The organism is Jidongwangia harbinensis (assembly GCF_020216025.1).
Lineage (GTDB): Bacteria > Actinomycetota > Actinomycetes > Mycobacteriales > Micromonosporaceae > Actinoplanes > Actinoplanes harbinensis.
Genome location: NZ_JAIWNC010000064.1, coordinates 1 through 15,835, shown reverse-complemented (window position 1 = coordinate 15,835; position 15,835 = coordinate 1). Strand labels below are relative to the sequence as shown.

At 71.7% G+C, this 15,835-nt stretch carries 15 protein-coding genes and 2 pseudogenes; 4 read left to right on the top strand and 13 right to left on the bottom strand.

The window, feature by feature from the left end; translation table 11 throughout:
* Window positions 1-27: 27 nt before the first annotated feature.
* The 12 genes from LDL48_RS41620 to LDL48_RS41565 all read right to left on the bottom strand — a co-directional run bounded on the left by LDL48_RS41620 (window position 28) and on the right by LDL48_RS41565 (window position 13,798).
* A complete protein-coding gene (locus LDL48_RS41620) occupies window positions 28-366 on the bottom strand; it encodes a universal stress protein (protein ID WP_225260727.1) in 339 nt (112 codons plus the stop codon).
* A gap of 214 nt (window positions 367-580) precedes the next feature.
* Window positions 581-1,150, bottom strand: coding sequence for a hypothetical protein (locus LDL48_RS41615; RefSeq protein WP_372472318.1), 570 nt, complete (start codon window positions 1,148-1,150; stop codon window positions 581-583).
* A 147-nt stretch (window positions 1,151-1,297) separates the two neighbouring features.
* A complete protein-coding gene (locus LDL48_RS41610; RefSeq protein ID WP_225260711.1) occupies window positions 1,298-2,251 on the bottom strand; it encodes an Acg family FMN-binding oxidoreductase in 954 nt (317 codons plus the stop codon).
* The gene (locus LDL48_RS41605) at window positions 2,248-3,129 is read right to left on the bottom strand and encodes a universal stress protein (protein ID WP_225260710.1); all 882 of its coding nucleotides are present in this window, start codon (window positions 3,127-3,129) and stop codon (window positions 2,248-2,250) included. Before LDL48_RS41605 ends, LDL48_RS41610 begins: the two co-directional genes overlap by 4 nt.
* Window positions 3,130-3,224: 95 nt before the next feature.
* Window positions 3,225-4,091: a universal stress protein gene (locus LDL48_RS41600; RefSeq protein WP_225260709.1), complete on the bottom strand. Its 867-nt coding sequence runs from the start codon at window positions 4,089-4,091 to the stop codon at window positions 3,225-3,227.
* A gap of 13 nt (window positions 4,092-4,104) precedes the next feature.
* The gene (locus LDL48_RS41595; protein WP_225260708.1) at window positions 4,105-6,825 is read right to left on the bottom strand and encodes a bifunctional acetate--CoA ligase family protein/GNAT family N-acetyltransferase; all 2,721 of its coding nucleotides are present in this window, start codon (window positions 6,823-6,825) and stop codon (window positions 4,105-4,107) included.
* Window positions 6,825-7,700, bottom strand: a complete 876-nt coding sequence (locus LDL48_RS41590) for a universal stress protein (protein ID WP_225260707.1) — start codon at window positions 7,698-7,700, stop codon at window positions 6,825-6,827. The genes LDL48_RS41595 and LDL48_RS41590 overlap by 1 nt, the downstream gene beginning before the upstream one ends.
* On the bottom strand, window positions 7,609-9,405 hold the full coding sequence (locus LDL48_RS41585; RefSeq protein ID WP_225260706.1) for an ABC transporter permease: 1,797 nt from the start codon (window positions 9,403-9,405) through the stop codon (window positions 7,609-7,611). The genes LDL48_RS41590 and LDL48_RS41585 overlap by 92 nt, the downstream gene beginning before the upstream one ends.
* Window positions 9,395-10,306 carry an ABC transporter ATP-binding protein gene (locus LDL48_RS41580; protein ID WP_225260705.1) on the bottom strand — a complete coding sequence of 304 codons (912 nt, stop codon included), beginning with the start codon at window positions 10,304-10,306 and terminating at the stop codon, window positions 9,395-9,397. Before LDL48_RS41580 ends, LDL48_RS41585 begins: the two co-directional genes overlap by 11 nt.
* A gap of 3 nt (window positions 10,307-10,309) precedes the next feature.
* Window positions 10,310-11,800, bottom strand: a complete 1,491-nt coding sequence (locus LDL48_RS41575) for an alpha/beta fold hydrolase (RefSeq protein WP_225260704.1) — start codon at window positions 11,798-11,800, stop codon at window positions 10,310-10,312.
* 6 nt (window positions 11,801-11,806) lie between these two features.
* Complete coding sequence (locus tag LDL48_RS41570) at window positions 11,807-12,298, bottom strand: hypothetical protein (protein ID WP_225260703.1); 492 nt, start codon at window positions 12,296-12,298, stop codon at window positions 11,807-11,809.
* A gap of 627 nt (window positions 12,299-12,925) precedes the next feature.
* Window positions 12,926-13,798, bottom strand: a complete 873-nt coding sequence (locus LDL48_RS41565; RefSeq protein ID WP_225260702.1) for a universal stress protein — start codon at window positions 13,796-13,798, stop codon at window positions 12,926-12,928.
* 208 nt (window positions 13,799-14,006) lie between these two features.
* Between LDL48_RS41565 and LDL48_RS44115 the strand changes: the two genes are divergently transcribed.
* The 3 genes from LDL48_RS44115 to LDL48_RS41555 are packed head-to-tail and all read left to right on the top strand — an operon-like array spanning window position 14,007 to window position 14,821.
* Complete coding sequence (locus tag LDL48_RS44115) at window positions 14,007-14,141, top strand: hypothetical protein (RefSeq protein ID WP_255630392.1); 135 nt, start codon at window positions 14,007-14,009, stop codon at window positions 14,139-14,141.
* Window positions 14,142-14,159: 18 nt separating this feature from the next.
* Window positions 14,160-14,330, top strand: coding sequence for a 2TM domain-containing protein (locus tag LDL48_RS41560; RefSeq protein ID WP_225260725.1), 171 nt, complete (start codon window positions 14,160-14,162; stop codon window positions 14,328-14,330).
* A gap of 32 nt (window positions 14,331-14,362) precedes the next feature.
* Window positions 14,363-14,821: a universal stress protein gene (locus LDL48_RS41555; protein ID WP_225260701.1), complete on the top strand. Its 459-nt coding sequence runs from the start codon at window positions 14,363-14,365 to the stop codon at window positions 14,819-14,821.
* Between the two features lie 229 nt (window positions 14,822-15,050).
* Here LDL48_RS41555 and LDL48_RS41550 read toward each other — a convergent pair.
* Window positions 15,051-15,665 (bottom strand): annotated as a pseudogene (locus tag LDL48_RS41550) (ABC transporter ATP-binding protein); the annotation flags it as partial.
* Here LDL48_RS41550 and LDL48_RS41545 point away from each other — a divergent pair.
* Window positions 15,583-15,835, top strand: a pseudogene (locus LDL48_RS41545) (iron-containing alcohol dehydrogenase); the annotation flags it as partial. The pseudogenes LDL48_RS41550 and LDL48_RS41545 overlap by 83 nt on opposite strands.

The window sequence follows — 15,835 nt, the reverse complement described above, 5'->3', positions numbered from 1 at the left end:
GGACCGGGCGCCCCTTCGGCAGGCCGGTCAGTTGCGCAGTACCGGCTCTGCCGTCTGCCGGGGCTGGTCGATGGGGACCGGGATGACGACGACCGGGCAGGTGGCTTTGCGGATGCAGTCCTCGCTCACCGAGCCCAACACGGTGTGGCGGACCCGGCTGTGTCCGTGGCTGCCCAGTACCAGCAGGTCCGCGGCGGCGCCGGCTGCTGCCAGCACGTCCGCCGGCCGGCCCTCGATGACCTCGGCGGCCACCGGGAACGCCGATCCGCGTCGTTCGGCCAGTGCCTGGATCTCCCGGGTCAGCAGCTTGGTGGCGCGTTCCGCCTCCTGGTCTGGTCGGGTGGCCGCGACCGGGCCGTACTCCAGGCCGTCCCCAGGACCAGGCGATGACGGCCTGCACGGCGCCGGCCCGGGCGGCCGCCTCCTGCGCGGCCCAGTCCAGCGCGCGGCGACCGCCCTCGGAGCCGTCCACGCCGACGACGATCAGATAGCTGGTCTTCATGACTCCTCCTGGGTTGAAATGCGCGGGGGGCGGCATCCGGAACCGGATGCCGCCCGGGGTGCGTGCCTCTGATCGGGTCTACTTGAGCCAGGGGAGGCGCTGCACGATCGGCAGGCTGGTCCAGTATTTTCCGAGCCCGAGTGTCTCGCCGGCAGCGGTGAGGGCGAGGACGGCCAGGAGACCCGCGTAGATCAGATGGTCGTCCATGAAGGGGTTGTTCTCCGGGGGCAGCACGGCGGTCCACATCGCCACCAGCAGGACCGCGCCGGCGGTGGTGGCGATGCGCATGGCCACGCCGGCGATGAGGGCGATGCCGATGCCGGCGAGGCCGATCATGAACAGCCAGTCGGCCCAGGCCGCGCCGGCGAAGCTGTGGTAGAAGCCCTCGAAGGGTCCCTTCACGGCGTTGCCGAGGAAGCCTTTGGTGGGGCTGCCGCCGTCGATCCAGGCGTTCTCGGCCTTGGTCGCGTAGCCGAGTCCGAACAGTTTGTCGATGAACGCCCACAGGAAGACCCAGCCGAGTGCGAGCCGGAGCCCGGCGAGCAGGTAGCGCGTGGTCCTGGCGGCGGTGGTCTCGGTCGGGATCGGGCCGGCCGGAACCCGGCTGGTCGAGCCTTGGTGGTGGGTGGCGGCGGTCATGATGCCCACGTCCCTTCTCGTCTTCGGTGTCACCTCTATTCAGCCCTGTCGACGGCCGTGCGGGTGAGGGCCGGCGTACCGCGGGGGGAAGGACTTTCGTCCTGTCCTGTCCGGGACCCGGGCGAAGGCGGCCCCTGCGGCCCGCTCCGGCGGCGGTCAGGCGATGAGTACGTCCCCGAGTGGCCGGCGCGGGGTCGGCCGGCCCGGCTGGCCGTAGCCGATCCGTACCGCCATCTGTGGCGTGCCGGTCCGGCCCAACGAGCGGCGCAGTTGCTCACGCGCCGCCGGGACTTCGATCGGCTGAGAGATCATCGAGCTGGCCAGCCCCGCGTCGGTGACCGCCAGCAGCAGGTGTTGTAGTGCCTGGCCGGCCGAGATCTGGTCGACCGGGTGATCGCCGGCCGAGCCGAGGATCGCCACCAGCGGCTCGGGCTCGAAGTCGCGGCCGCGCGCCCGGCGCCGCTCGCCGAAGGACCGCTGCGGTAGCAGATCCTGCGGCTCGGGCGCCGGCCCGCCCGCGGCGACCGGAACCCCGTCCGCAGCGGCGTCGGCGTGCACCCACGTGGACAGCTCCGCCTGGTAGCGGAAGTCACGCCGCAGCACCCGGTCGGCACTGTTGGCGATCTCGGCGAATCCGCTGAGCGCCGTCATGCCGACGAGCAGGTCCACCCAGGCCCCCTCGGCGCGGACGGCCTCGATCAGCCGGGCCCGGACCTCGGCGGGCACCGGATCCGGCCAGAATGGTTGCCGGTTGCTGTACCGGTGCGGGACCGCAGCGAACAGGTCCCGCTCGGCGTAGGTCGCCGGCCGCGGGACCGCCGGCGTCAGACGGGCCATCACATCCGGGCGCGCATCGGGCGGACGCACGACAACGTGGGCGGGCGTACCGTCGGCCGCCAGCGCGAGCCGGGCGTTGAAGGTGGCCGCTCCGCACGCGATCCGCACCGCCCAGCCCTCGCCGTCGGCGGCCAGCTGACGCGACGAGTCGGCGAGGACCTCGATAGCGCCGTCCTGCAGCCGGAACCGCCAGGGCTGACTGTTGTGCAGCGACGGCGCGCGGACCGCTGCCTCGGCCGCCCGACGCAGGTCGTGCTCGTGATAGCACGTCACAGCGGATCTCCTTCGCGCTGTGTCCGGGGCACCACGGCGACCGGGCAGTCGGCGGTGCGGGCCATGACCAGCGGTACGCCGTCGTGTCGCGGCCAGCCCGTCGGCCCGTGGCGCCGGCCCCCGACGACCAGGAGGTAGGCGCCGATCCCGGCCTGCATGAGTGCTTCCGGGACCGGACCGCGAAGGACGGCCCGCCGGACCCGGACCGCCGGATAGGTGATCGTGTAAGGCTCCACCTGGTGGCGCAGCAGCTGCAGCGCCTGAGCGTCGAGGGCGGCGCGGCTGCGCGGGTGCGTGACGTGCTCGTGAGTTTCGTCGGGACAGACGTGCACCGCGGCGAGCGGTACGTGGTGCTGGTCGGCCCAGGCGAACGCGAACCGCAGTGCCGCCCGCCCGGAGGTGCTGCCGTCGACGGCGACCACGACGTGCCCGGCGAAGGCCGCGCCGCGGCCACCGGGCAGGCCGCGGACCACCACGACCGGGCAGCGGGCGTGCCGCAGGATGCGGCGCACCGTGGTGCCGGCGCCGCCGGCACCGATGACGATCAGGTCGGCGGGGGACTCGGTGAGCACCGACTCCGGCGCGGCCGCCGAGGTCCGCAGCGCCACCCGCTGCCCGCCTAGGCGGGTCCGCAGAGCGCCGACCGCGTGGGCGAGCGACGGATCCGCCAGTTCCAGCACCGACGGCCGGTCCGGGAACCGTGCGAGCAGAGTATCCGGAGCGTGGGCGCGCAGGACGACCAGGCGCGAATCCGTGGCATCGGCCTCCTCCGCCGCCCACGTCAGCGCCGCCCATCCGCGCGCCCCACCGACTCCAGCCACGATCGTGCGGGCCATCGACCGCACCCGTCCGTCGGCGTACATCGATGAAACCGTCATGGTGGAACCTCCGGGATCGCGTGGTTACCCACCAGCGTGCCGTTCCCGGCCCGGCGTCGATCAGGGCCGAAATACCCGTCACGCCGGGCTACCGGTCAGGTGCCTCGTGCTTCGCGGACCACGGCCACCGTGCAGCGCGAGCGGTGCAGCAGGTGTTGGCTGACCGAGCCGAGCAGCATGCCGCGGAACGCACCCCGGCCGCGGCTGCCGACCACGACGAGCTGAGCAGCGGTGGAGGCCCTTGCCAGGGCGTTCGCCGGGTGGTCCGGCACCACCTGCACGGACATGTCGACCTGCGGGAACTTCTGCCGCCAGCCGGTCAGCATGTCGGACAGCGCGCGTTGTCCGCCCTCGGTGATGGCGTCCGTCACGAACTCCCGCTCTTCCCAGAGCCCGGTTGCGAACGCCATGGCCCGCACGACGGTCAGCGGGACGTTCCGCGCCGCCGCCTGTTCGACGGCGAACGCCAGTGCCAGCTGCGCGCAGTCGGACTCGTCCACGCCGACGACGACGGGAGCGTCCGGCGATGGATCACCCCGCACCACGACGACCGGGCAGTGCGCGTGCGCGCTGACCGCGACGCTGACTGAGCCGAGACTTCCCACCGCGTTGTGCCCCCGGCTGCCCAGCACCACGAGACTGGCCTGCGTGGAACGGTCGATCAGGGTGAGCGCGGTCGGAGCTTCGACGGTGGAAATCCCGGTCCGGACGTCCGGATGGCTCAGCTTCGCATCGGTCACCGCGGCGTCGAGCAGGTCGCGGATCGCGCGGACGGTCTCCCCGTCGGGCCAGACCGCCGGTGCGGGGACCATCGACGCCGCCGGGGCCCAGAGCGGCCACTCGAAGGCGTAGAAGAACTCGACCGCCGCGCCGGTGCGCAGGGCCTCGTCGAGGGCCCAGACCGCGGCCGCTTTGGCGCCGGCTGACCGGTCGTATCCGACGATGATCTTCTTGGCGGCCATGGTGGTGCTCCTCTCAGGTGCGGTCGGCCGCGCCGAGGCGGCGCAGGGTCGGGTCCGGCTCGGCGCCCACGGGCGCGAGCCGCAGCTTGGCGTCCACCGTCACCGCACCGTGCGGGCCGGCGACGACGGGGTTGAGGTCCAGTTCGGCGACCTCGGGCAGGTCCTCCGCGAGCCGTCCCACGCGCAGTAACAGGTCCTCCAGGGCTGCGGTGTCGACCGGAGGAGCGCCGCGGTAGCCGGTGAGCAGCGGGGCGGATCGCAGGCTTCGCCACATCCGTCCGGCGTCGAGGTCGGTCATCGGCACGAGGCGCAGGGCGCGGTCGGCGAGCAGGTCGGTCAGCACGCCACCTAGGCCGAGCAGCACCACCGAGCCGAACAACCGGTCGTGGACCACGCCGACCACCAGTTCGACGGACACCTGCAGCTGCCGCTGCACGAGCACCCCGGTGCCAGGCCGTCCGGTGGCCGCCACCGCGGCGAAGGCGTCCCGGACGGCGGCCCCGTCGCAGAGGCCGAGCCGGACGCCGCCGGCGTCACTCTTGTGCACCAGGTCGGCATCCGCCGACTTGAGGACGACCGGGTATCCGGTGTGGTCCGCAGCGGCCACCGCATCGCCGGGTGTCGTGACGGTCGCCGTGTCCAGGACGGGAATGCCGTACGCGGCCAGGATGGCGGCGGTCCGCTCGTAGGACTGCCACCCCGCACCGACGCCGAGAGCCTGGTGCACCAGGCCGCGGGCACCGTGCGGGTCGATGCCGGTGAGGTCGGGACGGCGGCCCAGCGGTTGCCGTCGCCACGCGGCGTATCGCACGGCGTGGCCGAACGCGGTGATCGCGCGTTCCGGCAGATCGAACACCGGAGCCCTCCGCCGGCCTAGCGACGGCGGATCGTCACTGCTGCCGACCACGACCGCTGCCATCGGCAGCTCCGGGCGCCGGTCCGCGACCGGGCCGAGAGCGGCCAGGATGCCGGTCGGTGTGTTCGCCCGGGTGCCGATCACCACCATCAGCAGGCAATCCGCCTCGCCGCTGCCGGCGACCGTATCCGCCGCCGTGGCGAAAATCGCCGGAGCGGCGCCGGCCCCGAGATCGAGGGGGTTGTCCCGGTTGGCGGCGCCCGGCACCGCCCGGGCCAGCCGCTGCTGCAACGCGGCGCTGAGCACCGGGACCCGGAGGCCGTGTCCCTCCGCGGCGTCGGCGGCGAGCACGTTGAGCCCGCCCGCGTTGCCGACCACGGCCAGCCGGTCGCCGGCCGGCAACGGCTGATCGGTCAGCAGCCGCGCCGCGTCGAGCAGCTCGCCGAGGCTTTCCGCGCGGACGACGCCGGCCTGGGCGAACAGCGCGTCCACGGTGGCCGCGGGGGCTGCCGCGGCCGCGGTGTGCGAGGCGCCGGCGCGCTGGCCCGCGGCGGAGCGTCCACTCTTGACCGCCAGCACGGGCTTGCGCCGCGACAGCGCCCGCACCGTCCGGGCGAACTTGCGCGGGTTGCCGAACGATTCCAGGTACAGCGCCACGGCCCGGGTGGCCGGGTCGTCGTACCAGTACGCGATCAGGTCGTTGCCGCTGACGTCAGCCTTGTTGCCGAGGGACACGAACGTGGAGACGCCGCAGCCGGTGCGGGTGGCGCTGTTGATGACGGCGATGCCGACCGCCCCCGACTGCGACGCCACGGCCAGCCCTCCGGCGGAGGGCACGCTGGGCGCGAAGCTGGCGTTGAGGCGTACCCGGGGGTCGGTGTTGATCACGCCGAGGCAGTTCGGCCCGACCAGCCGGATACTGTGGGCCCGGGCGGTGCGCACCAGTTCGGCCTGCCGGCGGTGGCCTTCCGGGCCGTCCTCGTCGAAGCCGGAACTCAGCACCACGGCACCGCGTACGCCGACCTTGCCGCCCTCGCTGAGCACACCGATGACCTGGTCCGCCGGCACCGCGACGACGAGGAGATCGACCGGTTCGGGCAGCTCGCGAACCGACCGGTAGCCCGGGATGCCGTCGATCGGCCGGCCGGTGAGATTCACCGCGTACAGGGCTCCGGCGAATCCGTACTCGCGCAGGGCGCGCAGCGTCTCGTGCCCTACTCCGCCGCGGGTGTGGCCCGCGCCGACGACCGCGACCGAGGAGGGCGACAACAGCGCCCGCAGCGACGCGTGTTCGGCGGCGCGTTCGCGGCTGTCCACGGCCAGCAGTGCTTCGTCGCACAGGTCGTCGGTGCCGAGGCCGACGTCGACGATGCCGTCGTCGAAGCGGGACCACACGTCCGCGCTCAGGTCGCGGGCCACCCGCAACATCTGGTTGTTGCCCGGCAGTACTTCGCCGATCAGCTGGGTGATGCCCTGGACGCGGGCGCGGGCGGCCAGATGTTCCAGCAGCAGCGTGCCGATGCCGCGGTCGTGATGGTGGTCGGCCACGAAGACGGAGAACTCGGCACGGTGGTCCGTCCGGCCCATCCGTTCACACGAGGCGATCCCGACCACGGTGTCCGCCGCGACGGCGGCCAGCGCCAGATGCTGATCGCTCTGCGGGCGGCAGAGCCGGTCCACCTCCGCCGCCAGCGTGGCCGGCGTCGGCTGGGTGAAGAACCGCAGCCGCAGGCTCTCGGGCGCGGCGTCGCGGTAGAGTGCGGTGACCGCGCACCGGTCGTCGCTGCGCACCGGTCGGATCGTGACGATTCCGCCGTCTGCGGTGAGCACGTCGGCCTCATCGGTTCGGACGGACCGGGCCGGGTCGACGCCGTTCATCACTCACCTGCCGGAGTCCGGACGATCAGGACCGGGCAGTCGGCGTGGTGCAGCAGTTGCATGCCGGTGGAGCCGAGCAGAGCACCGGCGATCGTGTGACGGCCGCGGCTGCCGACGACGACGAGCTGCGCACCGTGCGAGACCCCGACCAGGACGGCGGCCGCGCTGTTGTGCGACACGATGGTCTCGACCGGTACCTGCGTGTACTTCTGCTTCCACGGGGCGAGCAGGGCGTCCAGGCGGGCCTGCTCCTCGGCGTCGGCCTCCGGTGTCGCCACCAGGACCGGCGGGATGTCGCCGATCCACAGGGGGATCGGCGGGAGGAAGGTACGCACGACGGTCAGCGTGCAGCCGCGGGCGGCGGCCGCGTCGAAGGCGGTCCCCAGCACCTGCTCGGCGGCTTCCGAGTCGTCCACCCCGACGGCGATCGGGCCGTTGGTGACGTCACCGCGGCCGCGGACCACGACCGCGGGGCACCGCGCATGGGTCGCCACCCGCTGGCTGACCGAACCGAGCAACAGGCTGGCGAAGCCGCCGTGTCCTCGGCTGCCCAGCACGATGAGGGCGGCGTCCTCGGCGATCTGCAGCAGCTGCGGCGCCGGGTTGCCGATGACGGCGTTGGTCTCGATGGGCACCGTCGGGGCGGCTTGCCGACCCTGGTCGAGGGCTTCTTGGAGAACGGACTCGGCACGTTGCTCCGCCAGTTCGACGTATTCGCGGCCGGTGCCGTAGCGGGCCGAGGCCCATTCCCAGTCGAAGGCGTGCACGATCCGCAGCAGTGCCTTACGGCGTGCCGCCTCCCGGGCTGCCCACCGCACGGCGGCCGTGCCGTACTCCGTGCCGTCGGTGCCCACGACGATCTGGTTGATCCGCATGGCTGGCTCCCCTCAGGTCTCCTCTTCGATCCTCATCCGCATCGATGGCCGGCGACAGGGGAGCCGGGCCTGGCCGGGCGGGTCCTGTGGCCCTCGCCGCCCGATCGCGAAGGACCAGAACGGCGAGCGCGGCCACCGTCCAGGCGGCCACCACCGCGAGGTGCCTCCAGGCCACGCCGGTGCCGTCGACGCCGGGTCGGGTGGCGGTGAGCAGCGCCTCCATCAGGTGACGCAACGGGAAGACGTCGGCGACGGCGGACAACCACGGCGGCATCGCGTCCTCACCCACCACGAAGACCTCCGACGCGAAGGAGAGCGGCAGCAGCGTGCCGAGCGTGACGGCGAGGACCGATCGAGCGGACCGCAACAGTGCCACTACGGCCAGGCCGAGCGCGGCGAAGCAGCACACGCCGAGGACGACGGCAAGCAGGACGGCGGGCAGCCGGCCGGGATCCAGCCGGACGTCGAGGGCCGCGACGGCCACGGTGCACAGCAGCGCGGTCGACAGCAGGCCCGCGATCAGCGCCGAGATCGCCCGGCCGGTGATGAGTACGCCGGTCGGCAGGGGCGTCCCGCGCAGCCGCCGCAGCACACCTTGAACCCGGGCGCCCGCCACGCTTTCGGGCAGGTTGACGTACCCGGCCACCGCCACCGCGTAGGTGATCATGCCGGGTAGCAGGTACTGGGCCATGGCCAGGCCGTGCACCGTCGTGTTGCCGAAGACGGACGGGAACAGCAGCAACAGCAGCACCGGGAACAGCACGGCGAAGAAGACGGACAGCAGGTCCCGGCGGAGCCCCAGCAGCGCGTAGCGGACCTGACCGTACAGCAGGGCGGTCGTCGGTGGCCGGCCCGCATGGAGCGGCACCGACAACCGTGGTGCCGTCCGCACCTGCACCGCCGCGACCGGTCGCGACGCGACCGCGGAACCGCGTGGGCTCCAGCCGAACCGCCACACCGCGACCGCCGCTCCAGCCGCCGTCCAGGCGGCCAGCACCGCAAGGTGGCCGGGGGAGAAGCCGTACCCCGGACCCGGGTGGAACGTCGCGGCCATCGCCCGGGCGAAGTGTTTCAACGGCAGGGCCGACCCGGTGACGTCCAAGAGCCACGGTAGCCGCGCGCCGACGATGAACACGTCCGAGATGAACGCCAGGGGGATGAGTAGGCCCTGGGTCAGGGTCTGCGCGGCGAGGACGGTGCGGGTGAGCGAGGTGAGCGCGAGCCCGAGGGCGGCGAGGCAGGCGATCCCGAGGAGGAGGGTGAGGAGCAGCGCCGGCAGCTTGCGCGGGACGATCTCGACGCCGTACGCGACCACACCGACACCGGTCAGCAGAAGGACCGCGGCGAGTGACGCCGCGACGGAGGCGGTGATCCGGGCCGCCACCACCGCGGCGGCGGACACCGGCGATCCGCGGAGCCGGAGCAGCGTCCCGCTTTCGCGGAGCGTCGCGGTGTCGACGGCCAGAATGCTGAAGGCGGCTTCGGCCACTCCGAAGACGGCGAACGGCGCGATGAGGAACTGCGCGACCGGGACCCCGGCGGTGGTCTGCTCGTCGCCGACGATCGATGCGACGAGCACCAGGAAGGCGAGCGGAAATGCGATGGTGAAGAACGCCGACATCGGGTTGCGGAAGAAGGCGACCACGGCGTGCCGGGACAGGATCCACCACGGATGCACCTGCGCCACCCGTGTGTCAACCGTCATGGCCGGCCTCCTCGGTGAGCGCGAGGTACGCCTCCTCCAGCGTCGGCGGCGACACGGTGAACTCGCCGAGTTCCACACCCGCCTGGATCGCCCACCCGGTCAGCCGCCAGGTATCGGACACCGCCGTGTGCGTCAGAATCCGTGCCAGCCGACCGTCGACGTCCAGCCGGCCGCCGAGATCCGGCAGCTCCCCGGCGGCGACCCCGGGCGGGATCCGGAACGAGATGGTGGCGGCCAGCGGAACGTGCGCACGGAGGTCGTCCGGGGTGCCGAGCGCGACCAGGCGCCCGGAGCGCAGCACCGCGACGCGGTCGGCGAGTTCCTGGGCCTCCTCGAGGTAGTGCGTGGTGAGCAGCACCGTGGTGCCGAGTTCCTGCAGCCTCCGGATGAGATCCCAGGCGCGGTGCCGGGCCGCCGGATCGAATCCGGTCGTCGGTTCGTCGAGGAACAGCAGCTCGGGTGCGCCGGCGAGGCCGAGTGCGAGGTCGAGGCGTCGGCGCTGTCCGCCGGAGAGGACCTTGACCCGTACGTCCGCCTTGTCGGTGAGTTCGACGAGGTCGATGAGCTCGTCGACGTCGTGCCGGCGGGGATAGAGCGACGCCTGCATGCGGACGAGTTCCCGTACGGTGAAGTCCTCCTCGAAGCCGGCGGACTGCAGGACGATGCCGATCCGTTCCCGGTAGTCCCGGCCGCCGGTCGCCGGGTCGTAGCCCAGCACCCGGGCCTGTCCCGCGTCCCGCGACCGGTAGCCTTCGAGAATCTCGACGGTGGTGGTCTTGCCCGCGCCGTTCGGACCGAGCAGGGCGAAGATCTCGCCCGCCGCGACGGAGAAGCTGATGCCGCGCACCGCCTGCGTCGACCCGTACGCGCGGGCCAGGTCCCGCACCACGATGGCGTCCACGGTTCACCTCCGGTAGGTCTCGGCGAGGACAGCCGAGACGAGCAGGTCGTGGTAGCGCTGCGGCTCCTCGGCGTCGGCGTTGTGGCCGGAGTACTCGAACTCGTAGACCCGCTTGACGGGCGCCCGCAGCTGTGCGATCCACTCGTCGGCCAGGCGGCTGCGGGCGGTCAGTTCGTGGCGGCCTTGCAGGAAGTAGACCGGCACGTCGAGCCGCGGCACGTCCCGTCGGAAGTCGACACCCTGGATCTGCGGATACACCAGCCCGCCCATGTCAGCGAAACCCCGCAGCTCGTTCCAGGTGTCGAGGATGCTGTACTCGTCCGGGAAGAAGCCGCTCAGGCCACGGGCCGCGTCGAACTCGGGGACATGGCGGTACGGCTCCAGAACGTCGTAGTACTCCATCACCCAGGCGTATCCCAGTACGTCGCGGTACGGCGGTTCACCGAGAGCCGCCAGCTGCTGCCGAAGCTTCCGGTCGCCGGTGCGAACGGCGTACGAGGCCAGTTGCCGGTACAGCAGCCGGTCGGTCTCGCGCTGACTGACCATCTGCCCGGTGCCGACGTAGGCATGGAACAGGTCCGGACGGCGTTGCACCATGAGCACACCGAGCGTGCTGCCCCAGGAGTTGCCGGTGAGGTAGATCTTCGACTCGTGGAACCGCCGGGCCAGCCACGTGGTCAGTTCGATGCCGTCGGCGACCAGCCGATCCAGGGTCAGACCCGTGGTCGGATCCAGCGCCGGATAGGACTTGCCGGCGCCGCGCTGCTCCCAGACGACGACGGTGAAGTCGTCCTCCAGCGACCGGTTGAACGAGCGCACCCAGCCGACGTCGGAGCTTCCCGGTCCACCGGAAAGATGCAGGAGCACCGGATTGTCGGCCCGGTCACCACGCATCGATACCCACTGTTCGGCGTCGCCCAGCCGGACCGTCGTCACCGTGGCGACGCCACCCGGCACCGGATCGGTGTGCCCGGGGCGGACCAGGAACGCGCCGATGGCGCCCACGACGAGCAGAACGACGACCGACCCGACCGCGGCCGGTCCTGCCGTACGGCGCTGCCAGGCGCGGCCGCCGAGTACGCCGAGCAGCATCGGCAGGCCGGCGACCACGACATACATCACATGTACGGCCACGAAGAGGATGACACCCATCGTCACGTCGAAGCGGGGCCGGTCGAACGTGGGGCCGTCCAGCCGGAACACCGTCGCGCGGGCGAGTTCCCACCCGGCCACATGCAGTGCCGGTGCCGCGACGATCGCCCAGCGGGACCGGACGCACCAGCCGAGCAGCCCACCGACGAGCGTGGTGGCGGTGATCAGGACGACGACCTGGGTGCCGGTCACCGGTCCGCGCGGTGTCACGGCGGCCGAGAACACTCCGGACAGCGCCACGACCAGCCAGGCCGCGATGACCTGTGCTGTTGCGTCTCGGGCGGCTGCGGGCAACCTGGGCACGTACGGGGACGTGGCAGGCTGAACCGGTGTGGTGGCCATGAGCGATCACCCTTTCCGGTGTCTCGCCTCGGCGTCCGCCCGCGGTACCCGGACGGCCGTGCCCATCTCCGCGCCCACGGCACGCACCATCGACACCAGTCCGGCCACGATCCCGAAGGCGCTACCGACCAGCGCGAAGGCCAGTACCACGCGAACGATGAGCGGCCAGTCGACCGCGCCGGCATCGAACTGGAAGGGGAACACCTGCCAGATCCGCAGCAGCGCCACCGCTCCGATCATGGTGGCGACCACGTCGCCGAGCGCGACGGACCACCGGGGGTCGTAAGCGATCCGGACCAGGTTGACCGTGACACCGGCCACGATCGACACGTTGATGATCGTGAGAACGCGGGCCATGTCGCTGGTCAGGAACGGCACCGCCGTCCAGCCCGGCCTGCCGTTGACGAGATAGAGCAGCGTCGCGTTGACGAGGGCGCCGCCGGCGTAGCCGATCCGACGCGAGCCAACCGGGTGGCGTACCTCCGTCATGGTAGGCATGGCGACCTCCTGTCGTCTCGTCTTCGACGCTAGGCCGTTGGTGCGCCGCTCGATGCGGGCAGATTGCCCGCGTGGCCGGGCCGTTGGTCACCGGTGCGCCGGCGAGGTCGTTCGGCCCTGGCGAGTCCACCGGCGGCGTCCTAACCTTCCACCGAAGGGCTGCGGGGGCGGACCCAGGGAGCCGAGATGAGCGCGTTGCGAAGAGCACTGTGCACGATGGGACGACACTCCGGGCAGTGGTCCCTCCCGGGAAGCCGATGCGAGATCGTCAGAACCTGTGCCTGGTGTGGGAAGGTCCAGGAGGAAACGCCCCACGTCTATGGTCAGTTCAGCTACGTCGGCGACGACCAGTGCGACCAGATCCGCCGATGCGAACGCTGTGGTGCGCCAGAGTCACGGTCCTGGCACGAGTGGGGTCCGTGGCTCTACTGGGATGACGAGCTGGTCACGGCTCAGGCCCACACCTGCCGACGATGCCACCAGACCGAACGGACCAGGCGCTTCTCCAGGATGTGACGTACCTGGCTTGGTCTTCTCATCCGCTCGGTTGCCGGTCGTGCTGTTGGTGCCCGCCGGCACCGAGCGGAAGCCGGTACACCCACACACCGGCGAGCACTCTCTCTGGCATTACGGCCGCGCCGGCCGGGCGATCAGCACCGGGCAGTCGGCGTGGTGCAACAGGTGGATACCGGTCGAGCCCAGCAGAGCACCCACCACGCTGCCGTGACCGTGACTGCCCACGACGACGAGTTGAGCCCCGCGGGACACGCCGGTCAGGACCGCGGCGGGGCTGTCGTGCGACACCAGGACGTCGACCTTCACCTCGGGGTGCTTATGACGCCACGGCGCCAGCAGCTCCTCCACCCGTTGACGTTCGGCAGCGTCCTCCTTGGGCGTGCCGAACTCCACCACCGGCACCCCGGCCGTCCACAGCGGGGGCGGCCACGGATAGGTGCGGATCACGGCGACTCCGGTGGCCCGGCAGGCGGCCGCCTCGAAGGCCGTGCCGAGGACGGTATCGGCGGCGGGGGAGTCGTCGACACCGACGGCGACGGGGCCCTCATCGGCGTTGCCCCGGCCCCGGACGACCGCCACCGGGCAGGGCGCGTGGGCGGCCACCCGCTCGCTCACCGACCCGAGCAGCAGGGTGGCGAACCCGCCCCGTCCCCGACTGCCCACCACGACGAGTTCGGCGTCGTGAGCGGCGTCCAGCAGCCGCGCGGCCGGCTTGCCAAGGAGGGTGTCGAGCTCAAGCTGGACAGCCGGTGCGACTGCCCGGGCCTGGGCCGAGGCACGGGCGACGACGGCGTCGGCGAGTTGGTGGGACGCGTCGAGACACTCCGCACCGCGGTCGTATTCGTCCGGCCGTCCGTCCCAGTCGCACACGTGCACGACGCGCAGGCAGCGATGCCGGCGTTGCGCCTCGAGAGCGGCCCACCGCACTGCCGTATGGCTTCCCGCCGTGCCGTCCGTACCCACCAGGATCTGCTTGGGTCTCATGGTCGGTTTCCTTTCGGCGGCTTACCGAGAGGGTCGTACCTCGCCGTCCCCCTGCGGAAGTGCGTCTGGCCCCGAGGCCGGGGGCCGGATGGCCCGGTGTCCGGCCCTCCGGGTCGAACGGCCCGCGCCGCGGGTGCTGTTGCCTCTGCCGCGACCTGGCCCGCGGAGCGACGATCGGTTCAGATCCGAATGTCTGGAGGTGCGGGTCGTGTCATGGCTCATCCTCGTGATCCTCGCCGTGCTGGCGATGCTGATCCTCGCTGGACCTCTGCTCGAGGAGCTGATCGACCGGGTCTGGCCGCCTGGACGGAATCTGGCGACACGTGGTTCGCGCCGGCGATGACCGGACCGGCCCCGGCGGATCGGCCGGAAGCCGCTCACGGAGACGAATGCCGGTGGCTTCTACTGGCCGGCATTCCCGCTCTTCCTCTGGGGAATCGGCGTTGTCTTTCACGTCTGGGACTACTACGCGCCGGCGGGACCGGCGGAGAGCCGCATCCAGCGGGAGATGAGGCGTCTCGAACGCCGATGACCGCCGAGGGCCGGCCAGACAGGAGGTGCGTCATGGTACGAGGCCAGGAGCACACCAGCGAGGTTCGCGACACCGACATCGTGGTGGGCGTGGACGGTTCGCCGTCGTCCAAGGCGGCTCTGCGCTGGGCCATCGCGTACGCCGGGCGCACCGGTGTCCGGGTACAGGCACTGATCTCGTGGGAGGTCCCGGCCTACTACGGCATGGGTACGGTGTTCCCGTACGAGGATCTCGCAACCGCCGCCGGGAAGATCCTGAGCGCGTCGATCCAGGACGCGCTGGGTAACGGCGAGCCGGACGTCCCGGTGCTGGAATCCGTGGTGGCCGGTCATCCGGCGCAGGAACTGATCGACATGTCGGCCCACGCGGCACTGCTCGTGGTCGGGTCGCGCGGGCACGGGGCTTTCACCGGTACCCTGCTCGGCTCGGTCAGCCAGAACTGTGTGCTGCACGCCCACTGCCCGGTGGTCGTGGTGCGAGGCAAGGGCTGAGCGTGCGTGTCCCGCCGGTTCATGAAGGGAGCAGCAGATGTTGACGGTCATGCCGGCGCCGTGCCGGACGGTGGAACACAACCTGGACGTGGTCCGCGGCTCCTCGCACCGCGGGGATGGCCTCGCCGGTCCCCGGATCGAAGAAATGCGCCTCGCGGAGATCGAGGGACAACACCGCGGGACGGCCGATGGACACATCAGCGCGCTACCCGACCTTCGCGGTCCACAGCATGCTCGGCGAGCCCATGAACCCGGCGACGAATCGGTTGGCCGGCGTCAGGTACAGCTGCTCCGGCGTGCCGACCTGCTGCAGCCGCCCGCGGTCGATGACCGCGATCCGGTCGCCGAGGGTCATCGCCTCCACCTGATCGTGGGTGACGTAGACCGTGGTGATCCGGTAGCGCTGGTGCAGCCGGGACAACTCGGCCCGCATCGACACCCGCAGTTTCGCATCGAGATTCGACAACGGCTCATCCATGAGGAACACCCGCGGTCGCCGTACCATCGCCCGGCCCATGGCCACCCGCTGCCGCTGGCCGCCGGAGAGCGCCGCCGGTTTGCGGTCGAGCAGTTCCGACAGGCCCAGCAGGTGCGCGACCTCGCGCGCCTGACGGTCCGTCTCGGCAACCGGCACACGACGCAGCCGCAGGACGAACCCCATGTTCTTTCGTGCCGTCATGTGCGGGTAGAGCGCGTAGTTCTGGAACACCATCGCGATGTCACGCTGCTTGGGAGCCCATCCGGTGACCGGCTGACCGTCGATGAAGATGTCACCGCCGCTCGTGTCCTCGAGTCCGGCGATCATCCGCAGCGCCGTCGACTTGCCGCAGCCGGACGCCCTGACCCACGCCGTCGAGTCCTACGTGTCGGTGTACGCCAACGACTTCACCGACGGCCTCGCCCTGCAGGCCATCCGGATGATCTTCGGCTACCTCGGGCGGGCGGTCGCGGACGGGCCGAACGACCCGGAGGCCCGGGAGAAGATGCACAACGCCGGCACGATCGCCGGAATGG